Raw genomic sequence first — 20,391 nt, forward strand, 5'->3', positions numbered from 1 at the left:
TGTGGATGCTTTCCTCCCGCGCGCCGTAGCGCCGGCCCGAATTGCAACGCAGGCACGATTACCCATTGTCTTTTACCGTCTTCCGCCCTTAATTAGGAGATATGCTCCACCAATTGTGGACCATTTCAGAGTTTCGCTGCTTCAGGCCCAGGAACGGGTGGTGAGGCAACCGATTGGGTCCCCCGAGGGACCACGAGACGCCGGCACATCCCAAGGGATGATGCGGCACATGAACGGGGGCAGGGGGCCGAGGTCCCGCAGCCCTGGAGAAGAACCGCGATGACGCGCGCGAGAACATCGACGTTCCAGTGCAAGACCCGATCCGGTCGGGCCTTCCGCGCGTTGCATATCGCTCGAAAAAGACACGACCAACGCACGCTCGCTCCCCCCGGGGGCTGGCGGCCTTTGTCGTGCAACGGACATACATGGCCAAGAAAATGCTTATCGATGCCACCCACGCGGAGGAAACCCGCGTCGTGGTGGTTGACGGAAACAAGGTCGAGGAATTCGACTTTGAATCGGAAAACAAGCGCCAGCTAGCTGGCAACATCTATCTCGCAAAGGTCACAAGGGTCGAACCGTCGCTTCAGGCGGCCTTCGTCGATTACGGCGGCAACCGCCACGGTTTCCTCGCCTTTTCGGAGATACACCCCGATTACTACCAGATCCCCGTGGCCGACCGCGAGGCGCTGCTGGAAGAGGAGCGCGCCTACGCCGAGGCGATGAAGGCGCGTGACGAGGAAGAGGACAAACCCAAGCCCAAGCGCAGCCGCCGGCGGCGCTCGTCCAAGGCGGCCGAGGCCGACAACGGCGATTCCGTCGCCAAGTCGGATATCGACGGCATGGAAACCATCGACCTCGACGACGAGGCGGCGAATGACGACGAAGGTCTGTCGCCGATGGAAACCGTGGCCGAAACCCCGGTCGAGGAACCGCAGGACGACGACACCACCGAGGCCGCCACGAAAGAGGCGGACGAGGGCAAGGACGACGCTGACGACCACGGCGAGGATGACGACGACACGTCCAAACGCTCCGATGCGTCCTCAAAGGACGAGTCCATCGAGTCGGTCGCCGATGACGACGACCACGAGGATATCCGCCCGCCGCGCAAACCGCGCCCGCGCCGCTACAAGATCCAGGAAGTCATCAAGGTCCGCCAGATCCTGCTGGTGCAGGTCGTCAAGGAAGAGCGCGGCAACAAGGGCGCGGCGCTGACCACGTATCTCTCGCTCGCCGGCCGCTACTGCGTGTTGATGCCCAACACCGCCCGTGGCGGCGGCATCAGCCGCAAGATCACCAACGCCACGGACCGCAAGAAACTGAAAGAGATCGCCAACGAGATCGACGTGCCCCAGGGCGCGGGCCTGATCGTGCGCACGGCGGGCGCCAAGCGCACCAAGTCCGAGATCAAGCGCGACTACGAGTACCTGCAACGCCTGTGGGAGCAGATCCGCGAACTGACGCTGAAATCCATTGCGCCGGCCAAGATCTACGAAGAGGGCGACCTGATCAAACGCTCGATCCGCGACCTCTACAATCGCGAGATCGATGAGGTCCATGTCGAGGGCGATCGCGGCTACCGCATCGCCAAGGACTTCATGAAGATGATCATGCCGTCCCACGCCAAGAACGTGAAGCAGTACACCGATACCCTGCCGCTCTTCGCGCGCTACCAGGTGGAATCGTACCTCGCGGGCATGTTCAACCCCACGGTCCAGCTGAAATCCGGCGGCTACATCGTGATCGGCGTGACCGAGGCGCTGGTGGCCATCGACGTCAACTCCGGCCGCGCCACCAAGGAAGGCTCGATCGAGGACACCGCGCTCAAGACCAACCTGGAGGCCGCCGACGAAGTCGCCCGCCAGCTGCGCCTGCGCGACCTTGCGGGCCTGATCGTGATCGACTTCATCGACATGGACGAGCGCAAGAACAACGCCGCCGTCGAGAAGCGCATGAAGGACCGGCTCAAGACCGACCGCGCCCGCATCCAGGTGGGCCGCATCTCGGGCTTCGGGCTGATGGAAATGTCGCGCCAGCGCCTGCGCCCCGGCATGCTCGAGGCCACGACCCAGCCGTGCCCCTCCTGCCACGGAACCGGCCTGATCCGCTCGGACGACAGCATGGCGCTCTCCATCCTGCGCCAGATCGAAGAGGAGGGCACCCGCGGACGCTCCCGCGAGGTGCTGGTGAAATGCCCCGTGGCCATCGCCAACTTCCTGATCAACCAGAAACGCGAGCACGTCGCACAGATCGAGGGCCGCTACGGTTTGTCGGTGCGGATCGAGGGCGACCCGACGCTGGTCAGCCCCGACTTCACGCTCGAAAAGTTCAAGACAGCCTCCCGCGTGGTGAAACAGACCTCCGCCGCCGTGGTGTCGGTCGACAGCTCGCTGATGGACGATATCGACGACGCTGCCGACGCCGAGACGCCCGATCCCGCCGAGGCCCCGCCCGCGCCCGAGAACGAGGGCAATGACGGGGGCAACAACGGCGGCAATGACGGGGGCGACGGCCAACCCAAGAAAAAGCGCCGCCGCCGGCGTCGCCGCTCGCGCTCGAAATCCGGGAATGGCGAGAACGGCCAGAACCAGAACGGCGATCAGCAGGAGAACGGTCAGCCCTCCGGCGACGGCCCGTCCGACCAAAAGAACGAGACGCCGAAGGACGACACACCGGCAGAACCCGTTGCAGCAGAGTCCCAAAACGTCTCCGAAGAGGCGCCGAAAGAGGACAAGCCCAAGCGCGTCAGCCGCTCGCGCAAGAAAAAGACCGACGACGCGCCCAAGGAAGAGGCAGCCGCCGAGGCCCCGTCCGAGACGGCCGAGGCCACGCCGGAGGACAAACCTGCGGAGAAGCCGAAGCCCAAGCCGCGCTCGCGCAAGAAAAAGGAAGAGCCCGCGCCAGAGGCGGCCGCAGAGGCAGCGCCCGAACCCGCGGCGGAGCCCGCACCCGAGGCTGCCGAAGCCGCACCCGAGCCAGAGGCCAAACCGGCCCGCAAACGCGCTCCGCGCAAGAAGCCCGAGCCGGTCGCCGCCGAGGCCACCGACACGGCCGAGACCGCTACGCCCGAGCCGGCCGAGGACAAGCCCAAGCGCAAGGGCTGGTGGTCGTTCGGCAGCTAGGTCGCTCTGACAGAAACATGAAACGCCGGGGCAGGACCCCGGCGTTTTTGGTTTCATTCTCACGCATCCAGTAGCGATCACGCGACTTTGCACACGCTGTCCCGGGCTTGACCCGGGACCTCGAACCGTAGAGATCCCGGATCAGGTCCGGGATGCGCGCCGGCAGATCCCGGCGCTCACTCCTCCGCCTCATCCACCGGCACGTACAAATCCCCGCCTTCGCGGAACTTGGCGGCCATCTTTTCCATCCCTTCCTTCTGCGCCTCGGCGCGGATGTCGTGGCTGATCCGCATCGAGCAGAATTTCGGCCCGCACATCGAACAGAAATGCGCCACCTTGTGCGCTTCCTTGGGCAAGGTCTGGTCGTGGAACTCCCGCGCGGTTTCCGGGTCCAGCGACAGGTTGAACTGATCTTCCCAGCGGAACTCGAACCGCGCGCGGCTCAGCGCATCGTCGCGCCGCTGCGCGCCGGGCAGGCCCTTGGCCAGGTCGGCGGCATGGGCCGCGATCTTGTAGGTGATCACCCCTGTTTTCACGTCGTCCCGGTCGGGCAGGCCCAGGTGCTCCTTGGGCGTCACGTAGCACAGCATCGCGCAGCCGAACCACCCGATCATCGCCGCCCCGATCCCGCTGGTGATATGGTCATACCCCGGCGCGATATCCGTGGTCAGCGGTCCAAGCGTATAGAACGGCGCCTCGTGGCAGCACTCCAATTGCTTGTCCATGTTCTCCTTGATCTTGTGCATGGCCACGTGGCCCGGCCCCTCGATCATCACCTGGCAATCCTTGGCCCAGGCGATCTTGGTCAGTTCCCCCAGCGTCTCCAGCTCGGCGAACTGCGCCGCGTCATTGGCATCCGCGATGGACCCGGGCCGCAGCCCGTCACCAAGGCTGAACGACACGTCATAGGCCCGGCAAATGTCGCAGATCTCCTCGAAATGCTCATACAGGAACGACTCGCGGTGATGATGCAGGCACCACTTGGCCATGATCGACCCGCCGCGCGACACGATGCCTGTCACCCGGTCCACCGTCATCGGCACCATGTGCAGGCGCACGCCGGCGTGGATGGTGAAATAATCCACGCCCTGTTCCGCCTGTTCGATCAATGTGTCGCGGAACACCTCCCAGGTCAGGTCCTCGGCGATGCCGTTCACCTTCTCCAGCGCCTGGTAAATCGGCACGGTCCCGATCGGCACGGGGGAATTGCGGATGATCCATTCGCGCGTGTTGTGGATGTTGCGCCCCGTGGAAAGGTCCATGACCGTGTCCGCGCCCCAGCGGATCGCCCAGACCAGCTTGTCCACTTCCTCTTCCATCGAGGAGGTCACGGCGGAGGTGCCCATGTTGGCGTTGATCTTCACCAGGAAATTGCGCCCGATGATCATCGGCTCGGATTCGGGGTGGTTGATGTTGGCCGGGATGATCGCCCGGCCCGCCGCCACCTCGTCGCGCACGAATTCCGGCGTCACGTAGTCGGGAATATTGGCGCCCCAGTCATTGCCGTCGCGCGCCTCGGCCACGGCCTCGCGCATCTGGTTCTCGCGAATAGCGATGAACTCCATCTCCGGCGTCACCACGCCCGCCCGCGCATAGGCCAGCTGCGTGACCGCCTTGCCATCTTTCGCCCGCATCGGTGCGGCGATATTGGGAAATTCCGGCGTCAGGCGGTCGCCTTCGACGAAACCGTTATCCTCGGGCTTTACATGACGGCCCTCGTATTCCTCGACATCGCCGCGCGCCTCGATCCACTCGCGGCGCAGGCGGGGCAGGCCCTCGCGGATATCGGTCAACACGTTCGGGTCGGTATAGGCTCCTGAACTGTCATAGACGGGCAGGGGCTCTTCGCCGGACGTGGGATGCACGGAAATCTCGCGCATCGGCACGCGGATATCGGGGTGTTGCGTGCCTTTCACGTAGATCTTGCGTGACGCGGGCAGCTCGCCCGTGGTGATCTTGGGATTGGGTACGTTCATTTTGGCGCTCCTCAAGCGGTTACTCGAAAAGACACCAGATGAGGCGTGGCTTGAGGGAAACGCGGGGGCGATGCGCCCCGTCTTCGGAAAACAGTGCCCGGACGTCCGGGAATGCGATCCTAGCTTCCTACGCCAGTGTCAACTGGGTCAGGTTCAAAGGGTCGCGTCACCGGGCATATGCCCTGTCAGCCTCTCAGTCCCCTGGGCGGGACCCCCCTGCGTAAGCGCAGGCTAGCGAAGCGCCGCCGTCATTTCAACGGCCAATCGGGAAAAGTCTCGGGCGGTGCGGATCAGACCGGCACATCGTCGTAATTGCGCCGGGTCGTCGGGGCGGTGTCCTTGATATCCACCTTCATCGCAACGCCCATCATCTCCATCATCCGCCGCGTTTCTTCGGTATAGTCCGTGAACGCCTTCTTCATGAAATCGCTTTGAACCTGCATCAGCTCCTGCGGCGTCTTGCAGGCCAGCATCGCGCGTTGCGCCTCCAGATCCTTCTCCAGCCGTTCGGACATGAAGCGCATGCTTTCCTGAACCATGTCGAACCATGCTGTCATCGCCACCGGGCTGAACGCCGCCATCGCGGCCACCATGCCGGCATTGGCCTGGTAAGTCGTGTCCGGGGTTTCGGTTGTTTTCTTCGTAGATCTGGCCATCTGCGCCACTCCTTACGAGCTTCGGCAAAGCCCGCGGCGGGGCGGTCTTTGCGGGAACGTCTTCCGATCTGGCACAACACACCGAAACACGCGCCTTGCGCCATTCGGGACGGTAATAATTATATGACGTGGCTCATCCGAGGTACAGCGCAACCGGCCTGCTGTCCCTCGCGCCGTTGTCGCACCCCCGTGCGCCTCAGCCCTTGCGCACCCGGTAAAGCGTCACCACCCCGTCCTCGACCGTCTCGATCAGTTCGTGCCCCGCCTCGGCACAGAAATGCGGCACGTCGATCACCGCCGCCGGGTCATCCGCCCGCAGCACGATCACATCACCACTGGCCAGCGGCTTCATCCGTTTGCGCAGCTTCAGCACGGGCAGGGGGCACAAGAGCCCCACGGCGTCGATGGTCTCAGGTTCGCTCATGCGACCGGAGGTAGTCCAACCGTTACAGCCTGTCCACCGAGATGTGACCGCGCTGTGACGCCGCGCCGCGTGACGCCCTCCGCGTTTTGCACTAGACGAAAGGCATGTTCGGAATCGATCTCATAGACGCCACCCTGATCCCCGCCATGGCCATCGCGCTCGTGGCCGGCGTTTTCTCGTTTCTCAGCCCCTGCGTGCTGCCCATAGTGCCGCCCTACCTGGCCTACATGAGCGGCGTCACCGTGACCGACCTCCAGTCCGAGCGCCGCACGCGCAATAAGGCGATCCTGCCCGCGCTTTTCTTCGTGCTGGGCCTGTCGACCGTTTTCCTGTTCCTCGGTTTTGCGGCCTCGACCTTTGGCCGCGCCTTTCTGCAATACCAGGATTACTTCAACACCGCCGCCGGCCTCATCGTCATGATCTTCGGCCTGCATTTCCTCGGCATCTTCCGCATCGGCATCATGGACCGCGAGGCGCGCCTCGACGTGGGCGACAAGGGCGGCACCACGTTCGGGGCCTATATCCTCGGCCTCGCCTTCGCCTTCGGCTGGACGCCCTGCATCGGGCCGCAGCTGGGCGCGATCCTGTCTCTGGCGGCGTCCGAAGCCTCCGTCACGCGCGGGACGCTGCTGCTCGCGGTCTATGCCGCGGGGCTCGGCATCCCCTTCCTTCTGGTCGCCGCGTTCCTGCCGCGCCTGACCGGGCTGATGAACTGGATGAAACGCCACATGGACCAGATCGAGCGGATCATGGGCCTGCTCCTCTGGACCATCGGCCTGCTGATGCTGACGGGTGGCTTCGCCGCCTTCTCCTACTGGCTGCTCGAGATGTTCCCGGCCCTCGCGCTGGTCGGCTAAAGTCTTACTCTCGCCCCAATAATGGGCTACGCTCTTGCAAAGAAGAGGCCAAGACAGGTCTGGCATGAGCAGCCCCACCCACGCCCCCGTCACCCGTCGCCGGGTGTTCTACATTCCGGGATACGATCCCATTCATCCCCGCCGCTACCGCGAGCTCTACCGCAAGGAGGGCGCGGAGCAGGCGGGCCTCTCGGGCTATGACCTCGCCCTGTCGGCCCGCAAAACTCAAGGCCGCTACGGCTGGCAGGTAGACGCGACCATAGAGGGCCAGGCAGTCCATACCGAGTTCGACGTGCTGGTCTGGTCCGACATCGTCCGCGACAGCATGGAGCGCGGCATCGCCGGCACCTACCTGCAACTCATCCGCACCGCCTGGACCTATATCGCCTCGGGCGCGCTGTTCCGCCTGATGCGCCTGCGCAAGGGGCCGGTCATTGCCGCGCTCTACCCGGTGGGCTTCCTGGTCGTGCAACTGGTGCTGGCCCTCGCGCTGGCCTTTGGCCTGTGGTCCGCCATCGTCTGGACATGGGAAACGCTCTTTCGGCCTCCGGACCAGTTGTTCTCCGATGCCTTCGTCTATGTCCTTTACGGCAGCATTCCGGTCGCGCTTCTGGCAGGCTACGCGCTGCTGCGCTGGTTCAAGGCCCGCGACAACAAGCTTTTCGCCTATTACCTCATGCACGACTACGCCTATTCGGCCCAGTCCAAGGGCGCCAACCCGCCCAAGTTGGAGGCGCGGATGGCCCAGTTCACCGACGAGATCGCCGCCGCATTGACCCGCGACGTGGACGAGGTACTCGTCGTCGGCCACTCCTCCGGCGCCCATCTCGGCGTCTCCATCCTCGCAGATCTCATCCGGGCAGGCCGCGTGCCGGAAAACGGCCCGACACTCTCGTTCCTCACGCTGGGGCAGGTCGTCCCGATGGTGTCCTTTCTCAAGGAGGCCCACCGCCTCCGCGCCGACCTGCACTACCTCTCGACCCGCGAGGAACTCGCCTGGGTCGACGTCACCGCCCCCGGCGACGGCTGCGCCTTCGCGCTTTGCGATCCGGTCGCCGTCTCCGGCGTCGCCCCCAAGAATCAGCGCTGGCCCCTGATCCTCTCGGCCGCCTTCACCCAAACCCTCAGCCCGGCACGTTGGAAGGCCCTGCGCTGGCGCTTCTTTCGGCTGCATTTCCAGTATCTCTGCGCCTTCGACCGCCCCGGCGACTACGACTATTTCCAGATCACCGCCGGCCCGCAGACCTTGGGCCACCGCTACACCGACCGCGCCCCGTCGCCCAGCCGCATCACCCGCGCCACCTCCCGCTTCACGAGCATGGCGGCATGAGCCAACCGCCCAAGCCGCCCGCGCGCGAGGGCCGCGTTTCGCTCTGGCGCTACATGCGGCTTTTCCGGGCCGACATCCTCTCGGCCCAGCCCGCGCGGCTTTACCGCGCCTGGATGGCCGAATTCCGCACGCCGTTCTTCCGCTCCTACCTCTGCAACCAGCCCGAGCTTGTCGACCTTGTGCTCAAGGAACGCCCCGACGATTTCCCGAAATCCGACCGCGTGCGCGAAGGCCTCACGCCGCTCCTGGGCAATTCCGTCTTCGTCACCAACGGCGAGACATGGAAACGCCAGCGCCGCATCATCGACCCGGCCTTTGAGGGCGGGCGCCTGCGTGACACGTTCCCGGCCATGCTGGCGGCGGGGCAGGGCGCCGTGGCGCGCCTCGCCGATCACGCCACCGGCCAGCCCGTCGAGATCGAGGCCGAGACCAGCCACGTCGCTGCCGACGTGATCTTCCGCACGCTCTTCTCGATCCCGATCGAGGATGAGATCGCCACCCGCGTCTTCAACGAGTTCCGCGAACACCAGCGCACCCAGCCGATGCTGAACCTGGCCGCCTTCCTGCCACTGCCGCGCTGGTTCCCGCGCTTTCACCGCCGCCGGACCAAGGCGACGGCGCGCACGATCCGCGACCTGATCACCCGCCTGACAAGCCGCCGGATGGACGAGATTGCGGCGGGCACCGCGCCCGACGATCTTGCCACCAAGATCATGACCACCACCGACCCCGAAACCGGCGGCCGCTTCGACACGCCCGAAATGGTCGACCAGGTGGCGATCTTCTTTCTCGCCGGGCACGAGACGTCGGCCTCGGCCCTTGCCTGGGCGCTCTATCTATTGGCAATGCACCCCGACTGGCAGGAACGTCTGGCGTCGGAGGCGCAAGAGGTTCTGACCGAGGGCAGCATGGCGTTCTCGGACATGGGCAAACTGCGCCTCTCGCGCGATGTCTTTCGCGAAACCCTGCGCCTGTATCCGCCCGTGCCGATGATGGTCCGTGAGGCCGCCTGTCCTGAAACCTTCCGCGACCGGCAGGTCCCGAAAGGCAGCCAGATCGTCCTCAGCCCGTGGCACCAGCACCGCCACGAACGGCTCTGGGACCGCCCGGACGACTTCGACCCTGCGCGCTTTGGCACCGAGAACGGACGGGCCTGTCTGCGCAACGCCTACATGCCGTTCTCTGCCGGACAGCGCGTCTGCACCGGCGCCGGGTTCGCCATGATCGAGGGGCCGCTGCTCCTGTCGATGATGGTTGCCGTTTACCGGTTCGAACTCGTTCCGGAGCGTCCCGCCATGCCGGTGGCGCACCTGACGGTGCGCGGCAAGGACGGCATCTGGCTCAAGGTCACGCCGCGCTAGGGGCCGGGGCAAATCTTTTCAAAAAAGATTTGCCAAAAGCTTTCTCAAAGCTTTTGGCGCTCAACACCAAACCGACACCCGCTCGTTATTGCAGAAGATGACAACCTGTCCCGCGTTCTCGACCGCATGGTATCCCCGCCGCCCGATCTCGCGCCGAAACCGGTCTCTGTCCACGATCCTCTCGATGTCGCGAACGCTGCGCCGGACGACACCGCCCTCCCGAGCGGCTTTCGCGTCGAAAATCTTGCGCATCCAAATGTCGGCGGGCAGGAGAAGGCGACGCTCTGACATGGGCTCATGCTGGCCCAAACATAGTTAATACCGGGTAAAAAGCGCGCGGTCTCTTGTTCCGGTCTCTTGCAAGAAACGACACCGACGCGATGCCACCCGGATACCGACGCAATACCGACGCGCCATTTTGGGCTGCGCATTCGGGTTAACTTTTGTCCCGGTAATGCCGCAGCACGTATAGCCGGATCGCAGAGGCCAGCCCCATGTCCACGCCCCGTGCCTCGTCGATCCGCGCGGCCAACACGTTGACGGGCACATCTTCCTTCGCCGCTATCTCTTTGAAACACTTCCAGAATTCGTCTTCCAGCGAGACGCTGGTCCGATGCCCGCGCAGCGTGAGCGACCGTTTGACCGGCCGGCTCACTCTTCGTCCAGGCGATGCTGCCGCAGCGCCTCCCGCGCCTTTTCCGCCCGCGCTTCGTCGATCTCTCTCTCGACCTTCGTGCGTCCGAATTTCACAGCGTTTTCATCAGCTTGTGATCGCTTCTTCGCGTTATTCTTCGCCTTCCGAATGCGGTTGAGATTGACGATCTCGCTCATGCGTCTTTAGGGCCGATCATGTCCTCGGGCCGAACCACCTCGTCAAAGGTCTTCTCATCCACGAAACCAAGGGAAATTGCCTCTTCTTTCAAGGTGGTACCGTTCTTGTGCGCCGTCTTGGCGACCTTGGTGGCGTTGTCATATCCAATGGTCGGCGCCAGCGCGGTCACGAGCATCAGGCTTTCCTTCATCAGTTTGTCGATCCGAGGCTCATTGGCCTCGATGCCCAGCAGCATACGTTCCGTGAAGCTGTCCGCGGCGTCACCCAAAAGCTGTATGGATTGCAAGAGGTTATAGGACATCATCGGGTTGTAGACATTGAGCTCGAAATGCCCCTGGCTCCCGGCGAACTTGATCGCGGCGTCGTTGCCCATCACGTGGGCCGCCACCTGCGTCAACGCCTCGGCCTGTGTCGGGTTCACCTTGCCTGGCATGATCGACGAGCCGGGCTCATTCTCCGGCAGGATCAACTCTCCCAGGCCAGATCGCGGACCTGAGCCCAAGAACCGGATATCATTGGCAATTTTGTAGCAGCTTCCCGCAACGGTCGCGATTGCTCCGGACAGGAACACCATCGCATCATGCGCGGCCAGCGCCTCGAACTTGTTGGGCGCGGTGACAAAGGGCAGACCTGTGATCTCGGCCATATTCGCCGCCACCGCCTCACCCCAGCCCTTGCGGGTGTTGAGCCCGGTTCCCACGGCGGTGCCACCCTGGGCAAGTTCGTGGATGCCCGGAAGGCCGGACTCGATGCGCTGGATCCCCATGCGGATTTGATGCGCGTAGCCTGAGAATTCCTGACCCAGTGTCAGTGGCGTCGCATCCTGCGTATGGGTGCGACCGATCTTGATGATGTCTTTGAATTCATTAGACTTCTGTTCCAGCGCTTCTGCCAGCTTTAGAAGCCCCGGAAGCAGGACGTCACGCACCGACATGGCTGTTGCGATATGCATCGCGGTCGGGAAGGTGTCGTTCGAGGATTGCCCCATGTTGCAATGATCGTTGGGGTGCACCGGGTCCTTGCTGCCTATCTCGCCACCGAGGATCTCGATGGCGCGATTGGCGATTACCTCGTTGGAATTCATGTTCGACTGTGTGCCGGATCCCGTCTGCCATACCGCCAGCGGGAAATGGTCGTCCAGCTTGCCCTCGACCACTTCGCCCGCCGCCTCGATGATCGCGTCGGCCAGCTTCGCGTCCAGCACGCCCGCCTCCTTGTTGGCCATGGCGCAGGCCTTCTTGATCACTCCCAGCGCACGGACGATTGCCACCGGCTGTTTTTCCCAGCCAATGGGGAAATTCATCAACGAGCGCTGCGTCTGCGCGCCCCAATATTTGTCTGCCGGAACCTCCAGCGGGCCGAAACTGTCGGATTCTGTACGAGTGGCGGTCATTGCGGAGTCTCCTGGAAGTTCGTTTGGCGCTTCATATCCGACCGGGTGGAAATATCAACGCTGCATACAGCAGAATACCGTACGCACGTGTCAGCCGACGTTACTTGCGGAAACTATCGAGGCTGACCACGTCGGCATCGCGCGGCTTGGTCGTGTCCTCGGCCTCGATGTCATGCTCATCCAGCGCCGCCTCGTCGCTGGCCTCTTCCTCGTCATCCTCCTCGGCCTCGTCCTGCGATTCGAAGCGCAGGCCGAACTCCACCGAAGGATCGACGAAGGTCTGGATCGCATCGTAGGGGATGTAGAGCGTCTCGGGGCTGTCGCCGAAGTTGAGCGTAACGGTGAATCCCTCGTCGGTGACGTCGAGATTGTCGAACCAGTGTTGCATCACGACCGTCATCTCGTTCGGGTAGCGTTCGCGCAGCCAATCGGCCAACTCAGCCTCCGGGTGGGTCGTTTCGAAAGTGATGAAGAAATGATGTGCGCCCGGCAGCCCGTTGTCGCGCACATCGCACAATACTTCCTGGATCAGGCCGCGCATGGCCCGGTGCATCAGTTTTCCGTAATCGATTGAATGCGGCATCTTCATCCCCGAACCTTTCGATTTTCACAATAAGGGATTCGAAGCAAAACAAAAGAGGCCGCGCAGCTTAGACCAGCAAATCGATGCCCCACGCCAGCAGCGCCATGACGGCAAGCCCGGAGACCATGGGCACACGCAATCCTACGTAGATGAAAACGGCAAGCAGAACGAGCGAGGCGTTCTGCACTGAGAAACTGTCGAGGCGCAGCGCCGGCACTATGGCTCCCTTGCCGACATCGGTGAACAATACGTGCAGGGTAAACCAGACGGCGAGATTGAGGATCACGCCCGCCACGCTGGCTGAAATGGCGTCAAAAGCCCCTTTAAGCCGGGGCCGGGCCAGCAGCGCCTCGACATAGGGCGCGGCGGCGAAGATCCACAAAAAGCACGGTACGAAAGTGACCCAAAGCGTGACCGACGCCGCGACCATTGCAAAGCCCGGACCACCTTGCAAGAAACCCGTCATGAAACCCGCGAACTGAGTCACAAGGATCAATGGTCCCGGCGTCGTTTCCGCAAGGCCAAGCGCGTCGATCATCTGGTCTGTGTTGAGCCAGCCATAGGACTGGACAATTTCCTGCGTCATGTAGGCCAGAACGGCATAGGCGCCGCCGAAGGTGACCACCGCGAGCTTGGAAAAGAACAGACCGAGCTGCAACAGCAGGGTCGCGTCGAGCGCCCAGAGAGTCAGCAAAGGCGCGGCCCAAATCGCGCCCCATGTCACCACCGTGCGCACCGTGCCAGCCCGCGTTACGACCGGCACGGGCGGGTCATCTGTGGCGCCGGTCCGCACCGAGACCAGCCCTATGACGGCGGCCACCCCGATGATGGCAGGGAAGGGCACCGAGAAGAGAAAGATCGCCATGAAAGACCCCAGCGCGAGCGTCAGGGCCAGTCCGCCCCGAAGCGCACGGCGTGCGAGCTTGTAGAGCGCTTGGAACACGATCACCACCACCGCCGCCTTGATGCCCGCGAACACGGTCTGAACCACTGGCATCTGGCCGAAATAGGCGTACCCGAACGCCAGCGCAAAGATCACCACTGCACCGGGCAGTACGAAAAGCAGTCCGGCCAAAAGGCCGCCTCTGACGCCGCGCAGCTTCCATCCGGCATAGGTGGCAAGCTGCATCGCCTCGGGACCGGGCAGAAGCATGCAAAAGGACAGCGCCTGAAGGAATTGGCTTTCGGTCAGCCATTTGTGCCGGTCCACCAGCTCGGTCTGCATCAGGGAGATCTGCGCGGCAGGGCCGCCGAAGGACAGTATCCCGATCCGCCCGAACACGCGGAACATCTTGTTAAGCGATACCGTCATCGCGCATCCCGCGTCACTGTCCATTCATCGCCTTCGTCATACCCGCCCGGGGCCCATCGGTACAGCACATCATACGCCGCTATCCCGGCCCTCAACTGTCCATGATAGTTGCGAAACTGACGTGACAGTCCTGCGTTCCGATCAGGCGGTCGAGTTGGGGTACGATTATTCCGTCGGGTGGGGGTATGGCACATCCTTTGCTGACAGCGTTGCCGAGATTGCGCAACGTCCAGTGGATGCGACTTTGGGCCAAAACATCACGGAGTGGTCGCACATTCGCCCATACCTATGCGTGTCCAGCCTTGTGCCGTCTGTCAATGCGCATTGGAACAGCACGTGCCGTTCGCGCGTTAAACACTGTTCAAGGAGTTTATTTTATGACGCTCACCACGTCTGCCGAATATCGCGACGCACTGGCCAAACTTCAGGTGCGGATCAAGGACACGCTGGCAGGATATGATGAGATACTCGAGAGGGCCGAGCCCGGTGTTCGTCCGCTCATGGAGAAATTCAGTGCCGCTCACACGGCGCACGAGGCAGAACTAGCCGCGCGGCTGCGAAAACACGGATGCGTCCCGGATGAGGATGGCAGTTTCTTTTCCACAGTACAGCGCATTGTCATCAAGACCCGTGCGGTCTTTGATGACTTGGACGAAGACGTTCTTAATTCTGTGATCAAGGGCGAGGAACGCATCCTGTCACTGTATGACGCGGCCATCACGGCTGCGCGGGACGAAGGCGAGATAGCACTTCTGAGCAGGCAACGTGGGGAACTTCATGAACTCGTTCAGACGGCGCATCGAGAGTTCGATTAAACGGCACACTTCGTACGTTTCCTTGGCGCCGATGGCACCTTTTCTACTTACCCGGTAAAATGAAAGTGCAGGCTTCTGTTGCCAGGTGCCTGCGAACCCCGCCTGACCTTGCTAGAGGCCAGGGCTTAAGAGTCGGCTACTCCGACCGCTTACGCGGCCATTGCTGCCGGAGCATTATTGTCGTTGGCAATTATGCTTAGTGAACCGATAACGGTGGTATCTCACCGGGACAAAGCTAACCCCTTTAGACGTTCGTCGATCCTGTTTCGGCCCCATATCCCTCCAACGACGGGTGATTGGTGGAGCCGCCGGGTACCGCCCCCGGGTCCGATCCGCTTATTACGAGCGCGTTTATGTCCATAGTCCCGAAGGACACCTCAAATATAAGTGAGGCTCCGAAAATTGCAATGGGATCAAGTCTCGGCACGGCCAGTAAATTATGCGAATCTCCGGCGAAACCGGCTGTGAAACAGGCAGTTTTTGCAAGGTTTGACGTGTTGATCGCCAGCCTTGCGCCCCGTCGCGCAACGTCTGGATGTCGTTTGCGCTCGGAATTCAGCCGCATTTCATTGAAGCCCGGGGTCCAAACGCGTTAGGCTGAAGCACACGGGGGGATTTAGACGGGTAATCCGTGGCCCCCTCAAACCCGGCGCGTGGCCAAAAAGAGCCATCAAATGGCGCGCTACAGGAGGGACTGACATGTTCAACAAGATCATGGCCCCGGTTGACTTGGCTCACAAGGATCGTCTTGAAAAGGCGCTCAAGTGTACAGGCGACCTGGCCAAATATTATAACGCCGAAGTGGTCTATGTCGGGGTTACCACGACTACGCCCAGTTCAACCGCGCATACGCCGGAGGAATACGGGAAAAAGCTCGATGCATTCGCAAAAGAGCAGGGCGAGGCTTACGGTATCAGCGCTTCGGGTGATTCTCTGGTCAGCCACGACCCGAGTTCCGATGTCGACGATATCCTGCTCAAGGCCGTAAGCGACACCGGATCCGACCTCGTCATCATGGCCAGCCACGTACCCAACGTCATGGATTACGTGTGGCCGTCGAATGGCGGCAAGATTGCCGAACACGCCAAATGTTCCGTGATGGTGGTCCGGACCTGAGCCAACCGCTCGATTCCGATCGACACTAAAAGACTTCATATAGGGAGGCCGTGCATGGCCGATGAAACAACAAATCAGGGTATCCCGGAGCCGGAAGGCACCTCGGATATCATCCAGACCGATTATCAGATCGGTCAGGACAACATTGAAACCAAGATCGGGCCGTTCGGCTTGGATATCCATAATCCGGTCTTTCTGATTTCCGGACTCTCCATCGTGGCGTTCGTATTTTATGCGCTGGCGCTGCCAGAGCAGGCCTCGGGCTTGTTCGACTGGCTCTTCAGCGCCGTAACAAAGGGGTTCGACTGGTTCTTCTTGGGGGCGGCCAACATTTTCGTGCTTTTCTGCCTGCTTCTGATCGTGACGCCCTATGGTTCCGTCAGGTTGGGCGGGACAGATGCAACGCCGGACTACTCCTACATAGGCTGGTTCGCGATGCTGTTCGCTGCCGGCATGGGCATCGGGCTGCTGTTCTTTGGTGTGTCCGAACCCATGAGCCACTTCTCAAGCTCGCTGGGCGGCACCTCGATGGAAGAGGGGGCTCGAACCGACTGGGCGCCACTTGGGGCTGCGGGCGGCGACCAGGCGGCGGCACAGCGCCTTGGTATGGCAGCGACGATTTTCCACTGGGGCTTGCACCCTTGGGCGATCTACGCGGTTGTGGCGCTGGCACTGGCGCTTTTCTCTTACAACAAGGGCTTGCCGCTGACACTGCGCTCGGCCTTTTACCCGATCTTCGGTGACCGGGTGTGGGGTTGGACGGGCCACATCATCGACACGCTGGCCGTGTTCGCAACACTCTTCGGCCTTGCCACCTCGCTTGGCTTCGGCGCCGAGCAGACGGCATCGGGCCTGACCTACCTCTTCGGCAGCGGTGACGCGGCAGAGGGCACGCGGTCGTTCCTGGGCATTGCCTATGGCAACAGCGAGGAAAGCGGCGTTGAGAACAATCCGCTTTTGCTGGTGATTCTGATTTCGGCCATTACCGCGGTCGCTCTGGTCTCGGTGATTAGGGGGCTCGATGGCGGCGTGAAGGTCCTGTCCGAGATCAACATGGGTCTTGCGGCCCTGTTGCTGCTGTTCGTGTTCTTCGTTGGCGGTCCGATCTTCCTGATCACGTTGTTCTTCGACAGCATCTGGGCTTATCTGACGAACATCTTCGCCCTGTCCAACCCTGTTGGGCGTGAGGACGTGAACTTCAGCCAGGGCTGGACGTCGTTCTACTGGGCCTGGTGGATCAGCTGGTCACCCTTCGTCGGCATGTTCATCGCCCGCGTCAGCCGCGGCCGCACCGTGCGTGAGTTCGTGACCTGCGTGCTGATTATTCCGACGATCGTTTGCGTCCTCTGGATGACCGTGTTCGGCGGAACAGCGCTGAACCAGGTGGTTAGCGACGGCTATACCGGTGCACAGGATGCGGCCCTGGAACTGAAGCTGTTCTACATGCTGGACCAATTGCCTCTGGCGACGATCACCTCGGTGATCGGCATCGTCCTGGTGATCGTGTTCTTCGTCACCTCGTCGGACTCGGGCTCGCTGGTGATCGACACGATCACCGCAGGCGGGAAGGTCGACGCGCCGGTCGCACAGCGCGTGTTCTGGTGCATCTTTGAAGGCGCCGTGGCGATCGTGTTGCTGATTGGCGGGGGCTTGGCTTCGCTACAATCGGCGGTGATCTCCACCGGCCTGCCGTTCACGCTGGTGTTGCTGGTCATGTGCTACGCGATCTGGCGTGGCCTGGCGTCGGAAAAACGCGCCTGAAGGCAGCGACAAACCTGGCACAATGAAGCCCCCCGGGTTCTTGCACCCCGGGGGGCTTTGCTGTTTGGTGCCCGCGAACGAAAGGGAGAGCCGGAATGAGCGGGGCATTGGACATCGATTTCGTGCGGGCGCAGTTTCCCGCCTTCGCGGAACCCAGCCTGAAAGGAAAGGCATTCTTCGAAAATGCGGGCGGGTCATACACGTGCGCCCCGGTGATCGACCGGCTGACGCGCTTCTACCACCAGCGCAAGGTGCAGCCCTACGGTCCGTATGAAGCCAGCCGCCTTGGTGGCGAGGAGATGGACGAGGCCCGCACCCGCCTGGCCGCGATGCTTGGAGTTGAGACCGAAGAACTGAGTTTCGGGCCCTCCACGACGCAGAACACCTATGTCCTGGCGCAGGCGTTTCGCCAATGGATGAAACCGGGCGATGCGATCATCGTCACTGACCAGGATCACGAGGCCAATTCCGGCCCCTGGCGGCGGTTGGCGGACGCGGGGATCGAAGTGCGTGAGTGGCGGATTGATCCCGAGACGGGCCTTCTGCGCCTTGATGACCTGGAAGACCTTCTGGACGAGCGCGTGCGTCTGGTCTGTTTCCCGCACTGTTCCAACATCGTGGGGGCAGTCAATCCGGTGGTCGAGATCACCGCCGCCGCCCATGCTGCCGGAGCGTTTGTCTGTGTTGATGGGGTGTCATATGCGCCGCACGGCTTCGTCAACGTTGGCGATCTCGGGGCAGATATTTACCTCTTCTCGGCCTACAAGACCTATGGCCCACACCAGGGCGTGATGGTCATCCGCCGCGAGCTTGGGCAGATATTGCCGAACCAGGCGCATTGGTTCAACGCCGATAGCCTTTACAAGCGGTTCACACCCGCTGGTCCGGATCACGCGCAAGTGGCCGCCTGCGCGGGGATGGCGGACTATTACGATGTGCTTGCAGAGCATCACGGGATCACAGGCAGTGCGGCCGGGCGGACAAGCGGTGTGCATGACCTGATGCGCGGCCACGAGACCGAACTGCTGCAACCTTTGCTCGATTACCTGGCCGAAAAGAACACCCTGCGCCTGATCGGCCCACGCGATGCCTCCCTCAAGGCACCCACCGTGGCCGTGGAACTGCCCGGAGCGGGGGCCGAGATGGCGGCGCGGCTGGCCGAACACGGGATCATGGCGGGCGGTGGTGATTTCTACGGTGCGCGCCCCTTGCAGGCGATGGGGATTGATCTGGACAAGGGCGTGCTGCGGCTTAGCTTCGTCCACTACACGAACAAGACCGAGGTCGACTCCGTTCTGGAAGCCTTGGAAACTTGTCTTTGATCCACGGGGACTTGCAGGCCGTATAGCCCCTTGAAGACCGGGGGCATCGAGCACATGACCGACACCACACCGACCATCCTTTGGCTGCGCCGTGACCTGCGGCTGTCGGACCATCCGGCCCTGACTGCCGCGATCGAGCGCGGCGGTCCGGTGATCCCGGTTTTCATACGGGACAAGCTGGTCGATGATTTGGGCGCCGCGCCGAAATGGCGGTTGGGACTGTCGTTGGCCGATCTCGATAAAAGGTTGCGCGACAAGGGCAGCCGGATCGTGTTCCGTTCAGGCAATCCCGCCGATATTCTGCTCGATCTTGCGCGCAAGACCGGGGCAGGGGCGGTGTTTTGGTCCCGCGCCTATGACCCGGACGCGATCGAGCGCGACAAACAAGTGAAAACGGCGCTGAAAGATATCGATATCGAGGCCGAAAGCCACACCGGCCACCTGCTCTTCGAGCCGTGGACGGTCGAAACCAAGGCGGGTGGGTTCTACAAGGTCTATACCCCGATGTGGCGCGCCGTGCGCGACCGCGATGTCGCCGCGCCTTTGTCGGCCCCCTCGAAAATTCCGGCGCCGGATAGTTGGCCCGACAGTGAGGCCCTGGACGACTGGAAGATGGGCACGGCGATGGACCGTGGCGCAGAGGTCTGCCTGCCGCACCAGCGCGTGGGCGAGAAGGCGGCACATGGCCGTCTGGGCTGGTTCACCGGTCATGCCATTGGCGACTACAAGAAGAACCGTGATTTTCCCGCCGAGGATGGCACCTCGGGCCTTTCCGAGAACCTGACCTATGGAGAAATTTCCCCGGCTCAATGCTGGCACGCCGGGCAACGCGCGCTTCACGAAGGGGGCGGCAAGAGTGCCGAGACATGGTTGCAGGAACTGGTCTGGCGCGAGTTCGCCTACCACCTGATCTATCACACGCCACGCATCAAGGACGACAACTGGCGCGAGGAGTGGGATTCGTTCCCCTGGAACGAAGACGAGCGCCGCGCCGAGGTCAAGGCATGGAAGCAGGGCCGCACCGGCGAGCCCTTTGTCGATGCTGCCATGCGCGAGATGTACGTGACCGGCAAGATGCACAACCGGGCCCGGATGATCGTCGCCAGTTACCTGACCAAGCATCTGATGACTCACTGGAAAGTAGGACAGGCCTGGTTTGATGACTGCCTGACCGACTGGGACGTTGCGTCGAACGCTATGGGGTGGCAATGGGCAGCAGGCAGCGGCCCGGACGCCACCCCCTATTTCCGCGTCTTCAACCCCGAGACACAGCTGGACAAGTTCGACCCCGATGGCGCCTATCGGCGCCGCTGGATCGCCGAGGGGTACAGTCGGCCCACCAAGACCGCGCTGAGCTATTTCGAGGCAATGCCGCGCAGTTGGACCATTCAACCCGATAACGAGTATCCTGAGCGTGTGATCGGCCTCTCCGAAGGCCGGCAACGCGCATTGGAAGCGTATGAAGCGAGACCGTTTTGAAAGCAATGAGAACACCTTTGGGCACCGCCCGCGTCACAGCTCCGGATGG

18 protein-coding genes, 1 other RNA gene and 1 riboswitch are annotated in these 20,391 nt (G+C 62.4%); of the genes, 9 read left to right on the top strand and 10 right to left on the bottom strand.

What is annotated here, in order from left to right; all coding sequences use genetic code 11:
• Positions 1-425: 425 nt before the first annotated feature.
• Positions 426-3,125: a ribonuclease E/G gene (locus RBB18_RS03590; protein ID WP_306110528.1), complete on the top strand. Its 2,700-nt coding sequence runs from the start codon at positions 426-428 to the stop codon at positions 3,123-3,125.
• Between the two features lie 176 nt (positions 3,126-3,301).
• On the opposite strand, the gene thiC is transcribed toward RBB18_RS03590, so the two are convergent.
• The 3 genes from thiC to RBB18_RS03605 form a co-directional block, all read right to left on the bottom strand.
• Entirely contained in the window at positions 3,302-5,101 is a 1,800-nt protein-coding gene (thiC, locus tag RBB18_RS03595; RefSeq protein ID WP_306110527.1) for a phosphomethylpyrimidine synthase ThiC, read from the bottom strand.
• A gap of 107 nt (positions 5,102-5,208) precedes the next feature.
• Positions 5,209-5,329, bottom strand: a riboswitch (TPP riboswitch).
• Between the two features lie 62 nt (positions 5,330-5,391).
• Positions 5,392-5,757, bottom strand: coding sequence for a phasin family protein (locus RBB18_RS03600; RefSeq protein WP_274591954.1), 366 nt, complete (start codon positions 5,755-5,757; stop codon positions 5,392-5,394).
• 196 nt (positions 5,758-5,953) lie between these two features.
• On the bottom strand, positions 5,954-6,181 hold the full coding sequence (locus RBB18_RS03605) for a sulfurtransferase TusA family protein (RefSeq protein ID WP_103761386.1): 228 nt from the start codon (positions 6,179-6,181) through the stop codon (positions 5,954-5,956).
• 104 nt (positions 6,182-6,285) lie between these two features.
• Between RBB18_RS03605 and RBB18_RS03610 the strand changes: the two genes are divergently transcribed.
• The 3 genes from RBB18_RS03610 (at position 6,286) to RBB18_RS03620 (ending at position 9,729) form a co-directional block, all read left to right on the top strand.
• Positions 6,286-7,038 carry a cytochrome c biogenesis CcdA family protein gene (locus tag RBB18_RS03610; protein WP_103761385.1) on the top strand — a complete coding sequence of 251 codons (753 nt, stop codon included), beginning with the start codon at positions 6,286-6,288 and terminating at the stop codon, positions 7,036-7,038.
• Between the two features lie 64 nt (positions 7,039-7,102).
• The gene (locus RBB18_RS03615) at positions 7,103-8,368 is read left to right on the top strand and encodes a hypothetical protein (RefSeq protein WP_274591953.1); all 1,266 of its coding nucleotides are present in this window, start codon (positions 7,103-7,105) and stop codon (positions 8,366-8,368) included.
• A complete protein-coding gene (locus tag RBB18_RS03620; RefSeq protein WP_103761383.1) occupies positions 8,365-9,729 on the top strand; it encodes a cytochrome P450 in 1,365 nt (454 codons plus the stop codon). Before RBB18_RS03615 ends, RBB18_RS03620 begins: the two co-directional genes overlap by 4 nt.
• Positions 9,730-9,789: 60 nt before the next feature.
• On the opposite strand, the gene RBB18_RS03625 is transcribed toward RBB18_RS03620, so the two are convergent.
• From RBB18_RS03625 to chrA, 6 genes are all read right to left on the bottom strand, one after another.
• Positions 9,790-10,020 carry an N-(5'-phosphoribosyl)anthranilate isomerase gene (locus RBB18_RS03625; RefSeq protein WP_306110526.1) on the bottom strand — a complete coding sequence of 77 codons (231 nt, stop codon included), beginning with the start codon at positions 10,018-10,020 and terminating at the stop codon, positions 9,790-9,792.
• 145 nt (positions 10,021-10,165) lie between these two features.
• The gene (locus RBB18_RS03630) at positions 10,166-10,384 is read right to left on the bottom strand and encodes a ribbon-helix-helix domain-containing protein (RefSeq protein WP_103761381.1); all 219 of its coding nucleotides are present in this window, start codon (positions 10,382-10,384) and stop codon (positions 10,166-10,168) included.
• A complete protein-coding gene (locus RBB18_RS03635; RefSeq protein WP_103761380.1) occupies positions 10,381-10,560 on the bottom strand; it encodes a DUF4169 family protein in 180 nt (59 codons plus the stop codon). The genes RBB18_RS03630 and RBB18_RS03635 overlap by 4 nt, the downstream gene beginning before the upstream one ends.
• Positions 10,557-11,954, bottom strand: a complete 1,398-nt coding sequence (gene fumC / locus RBB18_RS03640; RefSeq protein WP_306110525.1) for a class II fumarate hydratase — start codon at positions 11,952-11,954, stop codon at positions 10,557-10,559. The genes RBB18_RS03635 and fumC overlap by 4 nt, the downstream gene beginning before the upstream one ends.
• A gap of 100 nt (positions 11,955-12,054) precedes the next feature.
• Entirely contained in the window at positions 12,055-12,537 is a 483-nt protein-coding gene (locus tag RBB18_RS03645; RefSeq protein ID WP_103761870.1) for an SspB family protein, read from the bottom strand.
• Positions 12,538-12,604: 67 nt separating this feature from the next.
• Complete coding sequence (gene chrA, locus RBB18_RS03650) at positions 12,605-13,873, bottom strand: chromate efflux transporter (RefSeq protein WP_306110524.1); 1,269 nt, start codon at positions 13,871-13,873, stop codon at positions 12,605-12,607.
• Positions 13,874-14,226: 353 nt separating this feature from the next.
• On the opposite strand from chrA, the gene RBB18_RS03655 reads away from it, so the two are divergent.
• Positions 14,227-14,664, top strand: a complete 438-nt coding sequence (locus tag RBB18_RS03655) for a DUF2383 domain-containing protein (protein ID WP_170067096.1) — start codon at positions 14,227-14,229, stop codon at positions 14,662-14,664.
• Between the two features lie 64 nt (positions 14,665-14,728).
• On the opposite strand, the gene ssrA is transcribed toward RBB18_RS03655, so the two are convergent.
• Positions 14,729-15,077, bottom strand: a transfer-messenger RNA (tmRNA) gene (gene ssrA, locus RBB18_RS03660).
• 286 nt (positions 15,078-15,363) lie between these two features.
• On the opposite strand from ssrA, the gene RBB18_RS03665 reads away from it, so the two are divergent.
• The 4 genes from RBB18_RS03665 to RBB18_RS03680 all read left to right on the top strand — a co-directional run bounded on the left by RBB18_RS03665 (position 15,364) and on the right by RBB18_RS03680 (position 20,342).
• Positions 15,364-15,780 (top strand): universal stress protein, encoded by a 417-nt coding sequence (locus RBB18_RS03665; protein WP_306110523.1) that lies wholly within the window; start codon positions 15,364-15,366, stop codon positions 15,778-15,780.
• A 54-nt stretch (positions 15,781-15,834) separates the two neighbouring features.
• Positions 15,835-17,541, top strand: a complete 1,707-nt coding sequence (locus RBB18_RS03670) for a BCCT family transporter (RefSeq protein ID WP_103761375.1) — start codon at positions 15,835-15,837, stop codon at positions 17,539-17,541.
• 95 nt (positions 17,542-17,636) lie between these two features.
• On the top strand, positions 17,637-18,863 hold the full coding sequence (locus tag RBB18_RS03675) for an aminotransferase class V-fold PLP-dependent enzyme (protein ID WP_306110522.1): 1,227 nt from the start codon (positions 17,637-17,639) through the stop codon (positions 18,861-18,863).
• Positions 18,864-18,917: 54 nt separating this feature from the next.
• Positions 18,918-20,342, top strand: a complete 1,425-nt coding sequence (locus RBB18_RS03680; protein ID WP_306110521.1) for a deoxyribodipyrimidine photo-lyase — start codon at positions 18,918-18,920, stop codon at positions 20,340-20,342.
• Positions 20,343-20,391 lie beyond the last annotated feature (49 nt).

The sequence above is a fragment of the Roseovarius sp. MMSF_3298 genome (genome assembly GCF_030733705.1).
Taxonomy (GTDB): Bacteria; Pseudomonadota; Alphaproteobacteria; order Rhodobacterales; family Rhodobacteraceae; genus Roseovarius; species Roseovarius confluentis.